Below are 13399 nucleotides of genomic sequence, written 5' to 3'. Positions count from 1 at the left end.
GGCGGATGGCTATGGATATTCTCATTGCAATCGGGCTGGCATGCGTGATGGCATCCGGCTTGAGCCTCCTGATCGCGCGAGCGATAACTGGCGTTAATATCTGGTCGGCGCCATCAGTGCGCCATTTCCCCCGGAGTATCGATGGATGGACTGCACTTGTGTGCATCGTGCTGGTTATCCTGGCGTTCGCTGTGCTGCCCTGGCCCCTGCACCCGGCGGGCGATCAGTCCTGGGTGGGTCATCCGGTCCTGATAGGGGGTCTGGTCGAAGGCGCATTTCTTGTGCCGGCGTTTGCCGGCTTGTTGGCGTCATCGCCACTGGCAGCGCGCGCTGTGAGTCGCGAGACGCAGGTGAATAGTGCAGGACGCCTGGCGCTCTGGGTGGCATCCGGCAGTCTGCTCTGGGGTGATGTGGGTTGGACAGGGCTTGAGGTGTTGGGACGAATCGTTCTGTTTGTTGCCGGTGCGGTGGCAGTTTCCGCTGCTGCCGGTCTTGGACCATTCATGCCCGACGCCAGCCTCTCGCCATCGGGCGCTGAGGAGGGTCTTGATGCGCATGAACGCTGGCTGGCATATACAGCGCGCCACATGCGTGCAAGCCTGGCGCTGGCGTTGTTCGTGGTCGGCGTCGTGCCTGGAGCGGAAGTCGTTCAACCGGGAATTGCATCGGTTATTGCCATTGCGCTTTTTGTCGTGCTGATCGTCGGGCTGCGCCGGGCGAGTCGGACGTTACCGCGTTTGACGCTGCACGCGGCGGTGCGCTGGTGTCTCTGGCGCGTGCTCCCTGTTGCGCTGATTGCGATTGTGTATCTGGAGTTGGTTGCGAGGGGTCAGGGGTCAGGGGTCAGGGGTTAAGGCTATCGAGACCTCTAAACTTATAAGCTTCTGACCCTTCCTCTCTGGGTTTCCGGTTCTTCCATGGACGTTATCGAACTCGACGAAGTCCACAAATCCTACGACGGTGTTCCCGTGTTGCGCGGCGTATCGCTGCGCGTTTCGCAGGGCGCTGTGTATGGTGTACTGGGACCGCACGGCGCCGGCAAAACGACGCTGATCCATCTGACGACCGGCTTTCTGCGACCGGATCGCGGCGTTGTTCGCATGTTCGGGAGCGACGACGTGCAACGGGCAGATGGTCGCGTCGGATACGTGCCGGAACGCTCGCGTTACCATACCCGGTACACTGTGCGCGAGTATCTGTGGTACGTGGGGCGATTCAGCGGTCTCTCCGGCGCAACGCTCCGCCGGCGAGTCGCTGCCGAGATTGATGCATGCGGTTTGACCGGCGTTGCTGATCGTCTGGTAGGCGCCCTCTCACGTGGCATGGTGCAGCGCGTTGGGTTTGCTCAGGCACTGTTGAGCGAACCAGAACTGTTGCTCATCGACGAACCAACGGCAGGGCTTGATCCAGAAGGACAGCGCGACATCATCGATCTTCTCGTTGCCATCCGTCAGCGTGGATGTGCGATCCTGATGACGACGCACTTTCTCGATGAAGTGGACCTGCTGTGTGATCGCATCGGCATCCTGCATGGCGGGCGCATTGTCGCTGAGGCGGAAACGCGCACACTGCATCGACCGGCGCGTAGTATTGCCATCACTGTGACAGACCTGCCACCGGCGACAGCAACTGCTCTGAGCGCCCTTTCGTCCGCTATCCAGTGCAATCGGCATGAGATCGTCCTGAACCCAAACACGCCGGAATTGCAGGCACAGGTGTTGCGCGTGCTCCTCGATCACGGCGTCTCCATTGTCACACTGGCGCCACGTCGCCATCCAATCGAGGAGTTCTATCTCGATGCGGTGCGAGGCGACACAAGGCGCGACGGCGCATCCGATGCGCCTCCTCCCGGTCCTTCGGGAATGGGAGATACGCTGCTGCGCGAACTGCTGCACCAGGAGGAGCAGCGGATTCACGCGAGTGAGGAGCGCACACGTCTATGAATACGCTGGTTCGGACGTATTGGTTTGCGTTGTTCACGCTGCACGAGTATCTGCGTTCTGGGAGGGTGGTTGTCGAAATGGCGGCGACGGCAGTGGCATACTATCTCTTCTTCCGTCGCTGGACAATGCCGATGACGCCGGAGTACTTTTTTTCGACTGCCGGGTTGTTCTCGCTAGGGCTGACGGTGTACACCGCTTCGACGGTGCTTGCGCTCGGTGATCGTGCAGTCGGGTACGTTGTCCTGGCGCGGCGTCTGGGGCGCGCTCCCTATTTACTGGGGTTGTATCTGACGGTTCTGGCAGTAGCATGGGGGATGTATGCCGTGCTCTGTCTGCTCGTTGCCGTGACGAACCCGCTTCAGGGTTCTGGCTTTGTGGACTGGGTACTGGGAACGATCCCGCTGTTGCTGAACATTGCACTGCTCACAGCGTTTCTGACGCTGCTGACACCCATGGTGCTGTCGGCGCCGTGGCGTCTGGCGGTGCTGGCGCTGGTGGCGCTGGCATTCTCCGGGAGTCTGATCGGCGGATCGACGCTGTCGTCATTGCCGGAACCAGTCGCTGTGGCACTGGATGTTATGCGCACGATTCTGAGCGCTCCGCTGCTGCCGGCGTTCACCGGTTTTGCCATCTCGGTCAGCCGGGACTATCGTGGTGCATCGGCGGTCGTTCCTGTTGCGCAGTTGTTTCTGGTGATTGGGGTACTGGCGTTTGCTGTGTACTCATTTGCGAAGCGGGAACTTGTGTTTTCCGGCTAGTCAAATATGTGTCGGGTGCAGTATAATTGTTCCGGTCAAGCGATGAAGCCCCTGGCATTGTCCTGGAAATGATACCAATGACGATTGACGATGCCGCATGCGTGTCATTCCGAGCCCTTCGCTTCGCTCAGGGTAAACGCAGCGAGGAATCTGCGCGGGTCGCACACGACCCCTCGCGCGGCTCGGGGTGACCATGCCGGATGGTCACAGGTCATTGGTATGAGCAGCAGCAGGTCTTCGGCGTTGAAAGAGAAGGCGCAAGCGCCTTTATCGACAGGCCACGCCTGGAAGCGCCGGTGCAACCTGTTGCGCGCCTGATGGTGAGTGAGCAGGCGCCGGTATCAGCGTTGCGACGACGCTGCTCATGGGTGGTCGCGCGATATGGCAGAGAGGTCTGCCATGGTCTCAGAATCGTTATCAGATGATGACCGATTGATCGGTGTGTGCCGGGCTTTAGCGCATCCGGTTCGCCTGGCGATTGTGCGCTATGTGCAACGCCACCCGCGCTGTATTGGCAACCAGATTCAGTTGCATCTGCCGGCGCAACTGGCGCGCGCTCAGTCAACACTGTCGCAACATTTGAAGGTCTTGTGTTCCTCCGGTGTGCTTCTTGCTGAGTCTGAAGGACCGGCAACGTGCTATACGCTCAATCAGACACAGCTGGACTGGCTCTGCCAGCAGATCGGGACGCTGCGCGATTGAGCGTCGGCGCCGACTCACGCCCTGCTTCTATGCCCAACATCCGACAGCGTGCTCTCCTGATCATCGTGACCGCCATCACTGCGCTGGTGACGGTTGCCGTCGCCTACCAGGCGTTGCCTGGTCGCGCATTCGCCGCCGATGATTTTCAGTGGCTGCTGAATGTGCGTGATCGGTCGTTCCTGGCGATTGCTGCGCGTGCGTTCGACGTGAGCGCCGAATCACACTTCTACCGCCCGCTTGTCTGGTTGCTGTTGTGGAGCGAATGGCGCCTCTTTGGCTTTGATCCGGGCGCGTTTCACCGGGTGTCGCTGACGCTGCACGTGATCAATGCGGCACTCATCGGTTGGTTGACCTTTCGGATGGTTCGAGCACAGTCATCTATCGCGCCGGTCATCGGATATGCAGTGTCGGCACTGGCAACAGCGCTGCACCCGGCGCCGTTCGAGGCAGTGGTGTGGGTGTCGGCGCAGAGTGAACTGCTGGCTGCATTCTTTCTCGTATTGACGCTGCATTGTTGGTGGAGCGCCGGTAGGATCGATACAGCGTCGCTGCGTCGCTGGTTCTGGTACAGTGCGGCTGCCGCAATGCAGACGTGTGCGTTGATGACCAAAGAGAGCGCTATCATTGGGTTGCCGTTGATCGTCCTGATCGAATGGGAATCGGCGCGCCAGATGCGGCGCCGTATGGCGCTCCTGCCTCTCGTTCTGCCCCTTCTGGCGACTATCGTCTATCTTTTCGCTGCGCTCGATGTCGCATCGCGCAACTATGTGGTGCGCGAAAGCGGCTACAGCTTTGGCGCGCAACTGTTGCTTAACCCGCTGCGGAGCCTTGGCTTGATCGTTGCGCCGCTGCCGGGTGTCGAGTATGGCAGAGAGGCTTGGTTGCCGCTTGCGGGCGCGTGCGTGGTGCTTGCCGGCCTCATTGCTTTGCCGATTGCCTGGCGATACGGAAGCGCCGCTTCTCTGCTGACTGGCATGCTGGCGCTGATCGTCACCCTTGCGCCAACGGCGCCTTTCGCTTCGTCGCCCGACTCGCGCTATCTCTATCTGCCGGTGATGGTGCTTGCCCTGATGACCGGCAGGTGGTCGTCTGCTCTCACCGACCGGGTGATGCCGGCGGATCTGAGCGGCATACGGAGCAACGATAGACGACATGCTGCGGACATGCGCACTCTTTCTTGGGTAGGGCGCCTGTGGGTTGGTATGGCTGTGATCCTGGTCGCTCTGGCACTTGGCGCACTGGCAGTGAACGAGATCCGTGGACGGGAAGTTCGCTTTGCAGCCGGTGCGCGTCCTGGCGAAGAATTGCGCCTGTTTGCGGCAGCGCAGTGTGCAACCGGGCGCCTGGATCGGATGCTGATCGTGGAGCCGCCAATCGCAGCCCCCCACGTTGAAGCGATCATTCGCCTGAGTTGTGGTTCCAACCCATACACGATGGTCATCGGTTCAGGCGACATCGAGCATGAAGTGCGCCCGAATACGCTGGTCGTCGTCTTTGATGGCGGGTTTCCACGTCCGCTCATGCGCACATCAACACCATGACGTTGAGTGGGCAATCGCGGCAATACAGTATAATGCACAGCGAAACCGATCCGCGTCACTTTGTTTTCCAAGCGTATGGTCCTGCATCAAAAGGCAGATGCTGTGCCTGATTCGACAGACATTCGGATGGTGGCGCCCGAACGACTGGCGCGCTATCTGCCGGTCGATCTCTCGGATCATCTGCGTCACACCTCCGGTGTGGTTGACATTCCTGCGGTCAGGCATCACCTGGCAGCCGTGCGCACCGTCATTGCGACGTACCTGCCTCGGCGGGTCGCCCGATGGGCGCTGCGCGAACGTCGCGCACCTCCCTGGCTGGAGTGGGTGGAAGGGTCGCTGCTCTTCGCCGACCTGTCCGGTTCGACGGCGCTGGCGGAACGTCTGAGCGTACTCGGGCGCGAGGGAACAGAACTCGTCACCGATTTCCTCAACAGTATCTTTGCGCGCATGATCGATATCATTTATGCGTATGGCGGCGATCTGATCTCGTTCGGCGGCGATGCGCTTCTGGTCTTGTTCGATGGCGCCGATCACCCCCGAACCGCTGTGTGCGCGGCGCTCGGATTGCAGCAGGCGCTCGACGGCTATGTGCGCCATGTCGCGGGAGTGGGCGATTTTCCGATGCACCTGCACGTTGGCGTCGAGAGTGGGCAGGTTGCCCTGATGAGCGCCGGTCATGCCGATACCTGGCACTATGCGGCGCTTGGCGCGGTGGTGAACGGTGTCGCGCATGCCGAGGCGCTTGCCGGACCGGGGGAGATCGTGCTTGGGCGCCGCACCCGTGAATTGCTCTCTGATATTGTCGGAGAACCGCTTCAGGATGGATGCTTTCGTCTCCGCGCCATTGCCGCTCCCATCGCGCCGTCTGGTCTTGAACCGGTCTATCCGCGCGATGAGATGCCTGATGAGACGCTGACCGATCTGCTCGCCGATCTGGAACGCATCAGCCCGTACATCCCTTCCGCGTTACTGAGTCGCATTATTGCCGTTCCAGACAAACCGCAGGTCGAAGCCGACTTGCGCCCGGTCACGGCAGTTTTTGCGCAGGTCGTTGGGCTTGAAGCGCTTGCGGAAGCATTGCCGCCGGTGCAATCGGCGCGTATCTTCGAGCGGTATATGATCGCCATGCAATCGGCAATTGCGCACTACGGCGGGGTGATCAATAAACTGGACGTTGCCGAAGAAGGGGTGAAACTGCTGGCAATCTTCGGCGCGCCGACGGCGTATGAGGATCATCCCGAACGAGGCGCGCGCGCTGCGCTGGCGATGCAATCTGCCCTGCAAGAGGTGAATGCAGATGTTGAAGCGCATCTGCACGGCGCCGACGATCCCGGCGCGCGCCCAGCGCTGCCTGCGGTCTTGCTCCTTCGCCAGCGGATCGGGTTGAACCCCGGCGTTGTCTTTGCCGGCAATGTCGGCAGCGCCAACCGCAAAGAATACACGGTGATGGGTGATGCAGTGAATATTGCAGCGCGGGTCATGAGCGCGGCGCCCTGGGGCGATATCTGGTGCGGTCGGGCGCTCGCTAAGGCAACAGTGCGCATCGTATGCCAACCCCAGGGGGTCATACCGCTCAAAGGGAAATCGGAACCGCTCGAAATCTGTCGCATCGTCGGTGAACGCGAGACCGGCGAAGCCACGTTATTGATGCAGGACGCGCTGCCGCCTCTGGTTAATCGCGCATATGAGATGGCGTGGTTGGGCGAGAAACTTGCAACAGCGCTCACCAGCTCAGGTCAGGCAGTGCGGCTTGTCGGTGAGGCAGGCGTTGGGAAAAGCCGATTGCTCGCAGCGTTGATCGATTTGGCGCGTGAGCATGGCATGCGCATCGTGTCGGCAGCGTGTCTTTCCTACACTGCAAGCATTCCATACGCCGCGTGGGGTGAGCTGCTGAAGTCACTCTGTGGCATGGTCGCCGGCGAGAGTAGCGAGGTTCGCGCGGGGAAAATCGCTGCCCATCTGGCAGCGCTCGGTGCGGGCATGGAGGAATGGTTGCCATTGCTGGGCGATCTGGTGCGCCTCGATATTCCCGATAACCGGTTGACTCGCGGTCTCGATCCGCAACTGCGGCAGGAGCGTCGGTTTGATCTCCTCGAACGTCTGCTGTTGCACGCTGCAACGGAGAGTCCGTTGCTGGTCGTCTTTGAGGATTTGCATTGGGCAGACTCGGTCTCGCTCGAACTCTGGCGTCGTGTCGTTCAGGCGATCCGCACCCATCCGATTTTGTTGCTCGGCGCCCACCGACCAACCGGCGCCTTTCTGAATGACGATCAGGCTGCGGTGCTCGAAGTTCAGGAACTTCCGGCGGACGATAGCGATCGATTGGTGACGATCCTGTCGGGCGATGTGCAGTTGCCCGAAACGCTGCGTCGTCAGATCGCGGCGCGAGCGGCGGGCAACCCGCTCTTCCTGGCGGAGTTGCTGCGCGCGGTGCTGGCACAGTCGAACCAGCCGCTGCTTCATAGTATCGATAACCTGCCCGACAGTCTGAACGGTCTGCTCCTGGCGCGTATTGATCGTCTCGATGAGCATACACGCAATGTGCTGCGCGTGGCTTCAGTCATCGGGCAGCGGATTCCATTCGGAGTGTTGCATGCGATCCAGAACATCGACCGTGTTGCGTTGCTGCGCCAGTTGACCCATCTGGACGAGCAAGAAATTACGATGCTCGAGCGGCTCGAGCCAGAACGGGTGCATATGTTCCGCCATGCCCTGCTCCAGGAAGTGGCATACCAGAGCATGCTCTATGCGCGCCGGCGCGAGTTGCACGGTCGGATCGGTGAGTACCTGGAACAGCGCTACGGCGACGATCTGGATGATTATTACGGTTTGCTGGCGCATCATTACCGCCTGAGCAACCGACGCGACAAGGCGATCCACTATTTACTGAAAGCCGGTCATGCCGCGCGCGCCGTCTTTGCCAACGAAGAGGCGTTGCAATACTATGCCTGGGCGCTCGATGCGCTGGCAGGCGATGAACACGATCCACGCCGCTGGGAAACGCACCTGTCCATTGCGGATGTCGAAGCGACGCTCGGTCGATATGACCGGGCGCTTGAACATATCGCGCGCGTGCTCGAAGCGCCCGGCATTTCGCCGAATGTGGCGCAGCAGGCATACCATCGGCGCGGCGCCGTGCTCGAAAAGCAGGGAGGGTATGCTGCTGCGCTCGATGCACTCGAACAGGCGATGAGGATTGTGCGCGCGCATCCGGCAGACGTGTCGCCACTGGCGGCGGCGCGTATCAGCGCCGATATTGCGCTCGTCCGCAGGCGGCGTGGTGAGTACGACCTGGCACTGGCGGCATGTGAAGAAGGACTGGCAATGCTGCGGTCTGATTCCCAGAGCGCTGAAGATGAAAAGATCGAGGCGCGGCTACATGCCGAGAGCGGGTCGGTATTGACCTTGCGTGGCGAATATGCGCGCGCCCGCGAATTCTTCGAGCGTAGTCTCCGGGTGCGGGAGGCGATTGATGATCTGCCGGGCATGATCGCATCGCACAACAACATCGGTTATCTCTGGCAGTTGCAAAATGATCATCAGCGCGCGCTCGAACACTATCGCGTGGCTGAGACGCTGGCGCGCAAGATCGGTTTGCGCTATGCGATTACCTATGCCCTGGGAAATATCGCCTACTCGTTGACGGTGCTCGGTCACTACACCGAAGCCGAAGCGCACTGCCGGGACGCGCTCGACCTCTCGCGCCAGCTCAATGCGCAACTGGAAACGGCGCAGTTGCTCAACACCCTTGGCATTATCTATTATCGCCGCGGCGACTATGCGCAGGCGCAGCAGATCTATCAGGAGGCGCTCGACCTGCACCGCGCGTTGGGCAGCACCGACCAGGAGGCGAATGTCCTGGTGCATCTCGCCCAGACGTACAGCGCACAAGACGACTATGCACGCGCGGCGGACCTTGCGCGCCAGGCGCTGGCGACGGCTGAGGCGCTTCAGGCGCCGTCGCTTCAGGCCGAGGCGCTCAATGCGCTGGTCGAGGCAATGATTGGACGGGGAGACGTGGAGGATGCGGCGGTCTATGCGGACCGGGCGGTTGAGGTGAGCCGCACTCTTGGCGCCGATGATCTCATGGCGATTGCGCTGCGGTTGCGTGGCGCCACGACTGTGGCGCAGGGACGCTCCTGGCAGGAGGACTTTACGGCCAGCGCAGCGCTGTGCGAAGCAGTGCAGGATCGCTTCGAACTGGCGCGCACCTGGAGCGCCTATGGCGCGGCGTTGCTGAAGGTGGGCAACCTGGACGAGGGAATCGTGTATCTAAAACGAGCCTATGATACGTTTACTGTATTGAGCGCCAGCGGGGAAGCAAACCGCATGCACGCGGCGTATCGTGATATGCTCGCAGCGTAGGATGTCTGTCCTTCAGAAAGGAGCGATGCCATGTCTCAGTCGGAAGTTGAACGAGTGATTGGGCGCGCAGTGACCGACCCAGAGTTTCGCCAGGCATTGATCGACAATGCGCGCGAGGCATGCAAGGAATACGACCTGACCGAAGAAGAACTCGACGCACTCGAGAAATTGGACAACACCAGCCTCCAGGCGTTCGCCATGACCCTTGATCAGCGGTTGTCGAAACGCGGCGGCACGGGGTTGATGTGAGATAAGGACAGACGCAGGGGCGCCCCTCGGTGGGCGCCTCCCGTGTGGACATCTTCTCCAGGGCGTCGGAAACGGTGCGCAGCGCGAGGAGTAAGGCGCGAAGTGTGCGGCAAGAGGAGTTGAAGATTGAGGGTCGCGGCATCAAAGGTAGAAAAGTAACGAAGCGGGCGTGTCCAACCCCGGAAGTGGTATTGTTAACATCAGGATGCACCCTTCGATGAAACATTATCCTGCCGTCTTTTTTGCCGCTCAGCGACAATGTCGTCTAGAATGCCAAACGGCTCGGCACGAAACGGGTCCTGAAGGGGCAAGGTTATTCGCATCAGCGTAGCAAGAAGATACTGTTGTTGAGCAGGGGTATACTTACGTGATTTTGTTCTTGGCAAGTCGGCGTTTTTCGCAAATGCAAATTCCCATCGATTGCTAAACTGAAAGATGTTAACCGCTAACAGATCAAATCCCTCAACGAGGCTGGGACGAGAAGAAAGAATGTCATCGATTTCATCTGGTTTAATACCCCAATCCTCGAGTATTCCCAATTTTATTCCCCCTTTCTTCGCGGATTTTTTCGTCAGTCTTAACGAATACCAGAAAATAAGAATGATTTTTTTCTTGCGTGTTCTTGCTTCTTCATGCGACTCACTGCCGGTTTGTTCGGACGGACAAGAACAAAGAGATCTTTTGTATAGAATCCAAGGGATTGATAGTTGATGATAATCTCGACATGAGTAAGGTGCTGAATATTCGCACTAACCTCGTCCTGGCACTTGACGATCAATATTCCATACGGACGTAATACGCGATGAGCCTCATTTCCCGCCTTGCAATAGAGATCGAGGACTGCTTCGTGGTACTTCGGACCCTCAACGGTCGGTTCTCCGTTTGAGTACGTCGAACGAAAGGCGGCATATGTGCCTGCACCTGCCAGGTGACGTTCCGATCGGCGAAAGAGACCTTCCATATAGGGCGGATCGAGCACAACGCAGTCGATAGAACCCGAATCATAGGGTAAATTTCGGCAATCAACGCCAGTCTCTATATCCGTTGCCAATACCTTATACTTGTCTTTTGGAACGTGTTTCCAAAAAATGCCCTTGCCATATGTGACACTATCGCACCTGGTGGAACGTGGAGGTCCAGGATTTGTGGGAATAGCTCTTCATTTGTGCCAACGTGCGCCGTGCAAATCAAGTTGCTCGTCGTCATTCCATCGGGGGATTTCCGTTTGCGCTCATCATCGGGCTTTGGAAACAATCTCAGTTGCTCTTCACAATTGCTCATCGTAAATCCTTTATCAATCGGATTGACGCCCTTTGATCTGCGTGGCGCACATTATACAGAACTGCCGTTCGGCTGTAAAGCAGCCGTGATACACGCGCTGCTCGATGCTTGTCCCTGGCGACGAGCGTTGGCTGAACCTGTCGAAGCCAACGCCGAAGGTGATACTAACTTGCGGTCAGTCAGACAATATGTTCGAGCGCCCGGTGCGCAAGGCGCACCGGTCAACGCGCACCAGCAGTCCGTGTCGTGGACGCATGACTGCACATTGGCATCGGCAGCCCCGACGGGGCTTTCACTTGCTCAGCGAGGGCTTTAGCCCGCAGCGATCCGGCAGTATTGTACGAATAACCGCGCATTAGTATAAGAAGCAAGGGGGTGGTTCTCGGATCGGGAGAAGATTCAGACCTCAGCGCTCTCTCCCGGTAAGTGGAATCATCGCCGCCCAATCGATGATCACCCCCAGTCGCCGTCCGTCGGCAGCCATGAATGTCGGGCTATGCACTTCGACAAGCGCCGGTGTGTTGCGTCGCTCGACCATCAGGGTGTACGTGCGCCACCCGGCATGCGCTTCAATTTGTCGGCACGTCCCTGTGATACAGATGCGCACAGGAATACTTGGTCGGTTCGGATGGGGCGCCGCCAGCCGGAGCGTCAACACTACCGGGGCGCGCGCGTCGAGTCCTCCCAGTCGCAGCAATGCCCGCCCGGCGCTCCAGCGCGCCTGTCTGCTCAAAAGTTCTTCGGCAGGGTACACGCCTCCAACGTACCCGAAATCGAGACCGTCGCCAACGTCCAGCGATGTTGGCGGATTCCGCCCAAGCATGCGCCACGACCAGTCGAGCACCCGCTGCTCGTCGGCATATGCTCCGGCAAAGGCGCGCCGCGCCTCGTCCAGGTTGCCAAGCGAACGCTCCAGATCGCCAAGGTGCGCGCTGGCAATATAGTAGGCGCGGCTCGCATCCCACGCCGCGCGGTAAGCCACCCGCGCCCGCTCGATGTCGCCGCGCGCCAGGTGCGCCGCACCCAAACGCAACCAACCGTCGGGGGTGGCTTTCGCTGCCAGCGCGCTCAGGTAGGCGTCTGCCGCTCGATCCGGCGCGCCAAGCGCCATCCAGACATCCCCTGCCAGCGCGCGGCTGCCGCGCGTCAGGTTTTCGACTGCCCACCCCCATGGGTAAGCGGTCAACACCGTCCAGAGAAATACCCCCATCAACGGTGCGATTGCAATCACCCGCCCACGCGCGAAACAGGCGGCGCCGCGCTTCAGTGCCGTGAACGTCCATGCTGCATATGGAATGAGCGCCGGAAACAAAAAATGCCGGTAGCGCGCTTCACCATGCGTCAGCAGCATCGTGGCGATTGCGTAGCCAATCCAGAGCAGGCAGAGGATGGCAGGAGCCACCGGCAGACGACAGCATTGATGCGTGTGCAATGCCTGTCGCCGCAGGCGCACCGCGTGCGTCAGACCGACGATTGCTCCAAAGGCGATCAGGACGTACAGCAGATCATCGAAGATCAACGCTGCAACGAACAGTGGCAGATCGACATCCGCGTAGTAACTTTCCATGAGAAAGCGATCCTGGATGGGCTTGATGCGCGCCAGAAAGACCCAGTTGGGCCAGAGTTTGCGCGCGATAATCATGGGGTCTTCGCGCAGACGCTCCAGCCCGCGTTCAGTGGCATCGTTCGCCCGCTCCACCGGGTTGCTGATGTTTTCAAGGATCCGATGGATAGTCTCACGATCCTCGTGTGGTTCGTTGAATACCCATAGGTTGTACGAGAGACCCGTTTCGATGAGAATAAAACCGCCATACGCCTGGTAGTTGCGGATTGTCCAGGGTGCGATAACCGCCCCTGCGCTCGCCAGAAGGACGACAGCCGCCAGCAACGGCGTCGCCGGTCGATGGGGAAGACCTGACCGCTGCCGGTGCAGGTGAACTGCCAACCAGCCTGCGGCAATTGGCAGAAACAGCAGCGCCAGCGATCGGGTGAGCGCCGCAAGCCCTAGCGCCACGCCTGCCGCAATGATCAACAACCAGCGTTTCGCCGTTGGTTGCCGGTCACCAGCCTGAACCAGACCGAGTAGTCCGATCTGGAACAGCACGGTAAAGAGCGTTTCCGACATGTACAGGCTGGCAAATGTAGCGTGTGTCCAGAGCGTCGCAGTGATCAGCGCCGCCAGGAGCGCCGCCCGTCGGTTCACCAACCGGGCAGTCAGCGCATATGCCAGGGAGACGCTCAGAACGCTCAAGAGGATATTGGGCAGCGCCGCCAAATGCAGGGCGCGCGTGGCGCGGGGCCAGCCGTCATCGCCTGCCAGCCCCCAGGACGCTGCCAGAAAGAGCGGATAGAGTGGCGCGCGTAGCCAGTGGTATCGGTCGTAGAACGACCAGCCGCGCCCGTCCAGCAGATCGCGCGCTACGGTAATGTACTCGACCTCATCATTGGCTGGTTCATGGAGCGGTTGGCTCCAGAGCAGGAGGCGCAGAACCAGCGCATATGCGAGAATGAGTAGCAGGACCAGGCGTTCCTTCGACGAAGCGTTCATTGAACAGGAAAT

The 13399-nt window shown here is 59.9% G+C and carries 11 protein-coding genes; 8 read left to right on the top strand and 3 right to left on the bottom strand.

The window, feature by feature from the left end; genetic code table 11:
• The first annotated feature begins 11 nt into the window (after window positions 1-11).
• From RCAS_RS14115 to RCAS_RS14085, 8 genes are all read left to right on the top strand, one after another.
• Window positions 12-854 carry a hypothetical protein gene (locus RCAS_RS14115; protein ID WP_157042654.1) on the top strand — a complete coding sequence of 281 codons (843 nt, stop codon included), beginning with the start codon at window positions 12-14 and terminating at the stop codon, window positions 852-854.
• 63 nt (window positions 855-917) lie between these two features.
• Complete coding sequence (locus RCAS_RS14110; protein ID WP_012121229.1) at window positions 918-1943, top strand: ABC transporter ATP-binding protein; 1026 nt, start codon at window positions 918-920, stop codon at window positions 1941-1943.
• On the top strand, window positions 1940-2701 hold the full coding sequence (locus RCAS_RS14105) for a hypothetical protein (RefSeq protein ID WP_012121228.1): 762 nt from the start codon (window positions 1940-1942) through the stop codon (window positions 2699-2701). Before RCAS_RS14110 ends, RCAS_RS14105 begins: the two co-directional genes overlap by 4 nt.
• 200 nt (window positions 2702-2901) lie before the next feature.
• On the top strand, window positions 2902-3126 hold the full coding sequence (locus tag RCAS_RS25675) for a hypothetical protein (protein ID WP_198135936.1): 225 nt from the start codon (window positions 2902-2904) through the stop codon (window positions 3124-3126).
• Complete coding sequence (locus RCAS_RS14100) at window positions 3101-3403, top strand: ArsR/SmtB family transcription factor (RefSeq protein WP_012121227.1); 303 nt, start codon at window positions 3101-3103, stop codon at window positions 3401-3403. The genes RCAS_RS25675 and RCAS_RS14100 overlap by 26 nt, the downstream gene beginning before the upstream one ends.
• 29 nt (window positions 3404-3432) lie before the next feature.
• Window positions 3433-4944 carry a hypothetical protein gene (locus RCAS_RS14095; RefSeq protein WP_012121226.1) on the top strand — a complete coding sequence of 504 codons (1512 nt, stop codon included), beginning with the start codon at window positions 3433-3435 and terminating at the stop codon, window positions 4942-4944.
• Window positions 4945-5046: 102 nt separating this feature from the next.
• Complete coding sequence (locus RCAS_RS14090; RefSeq protein ID WP_157042653.1) at window positions 5047-9309, top strand: tetratricopeptide repeat protein; 4263 nt, start codon at window positions 5047-5049, stop codon at window positions 9307-9309.
• 30 nt (window positions 9310-9339) lie between these two features.
• A complete protein-coding gene (locus tag RCAS_RS14085; RefSeq protein WP_012121224.1) occupies window positions 9340-9558 on the top strand; it encodes a Franean1_4349 family RiPP in 219 nt (72 codons plus the stop codon).
• Window positions 9559-9758: 200 nt separating this feature from the next.
• On the opposite strand, the gene RCAS_RS25245 is transcribed toward RCAS_RS14085, so the two are convergent.
• From RCAS_RS25245 to RCAS_RS14075, 3 genes are all read right to left on the bottom strand, one after another.
• Complete coding sequence (locus RCAS_RS25245) at window positions 9759-10097, bottom strand: hypothetical protein (protein ID WP_157042652.1); 339 nt, start codon at window positions 10095-10097, stop codon at window positions 9759-9761.
• A gap of 38 nt (window positions 10098-10135) precedes the next feature.
• On the bottom strand, window positions 10136-10609 hold the full coding sequence (locus tag RCAS_RS25670; protein ID WP_012121223.1) for a DNA methyltransferase: 474 nt from the start codon (window positions 10607-10609) through the stop codon (window positions 10136-10138).
• A gap of 636 nt (window positions 10610-11245) precedes the next feature.
• A complete protein-coding gene (locus RCAS_RS14075; protein ID WP_041330816.1) occupies window positions 11246-13387 on the bottom strand; it encodes a phospholipid carrier-dependent glycosyltransferase in 2142 nt (713 codons plus the stop codon).
• Between the last annotated feature and the right edge of the window lie 12 nt (window positions 13388-13399).

The organism is Roseiflexus castenholzii DSM 13941 (assembly GCF_000017805.1).
Classification (GTDB): Bacteria; Chloroflexota; Chloroflexia; order Chloroflexales; family Roseiflexaceae; genus Roseiflexus; species Roseiflexus castenholzii.
The sequence above is the reverse complement of the archived record's forward strand: the minus strand, read 5'-3'. Positions and strand labels throughout refer to the sequence as shown.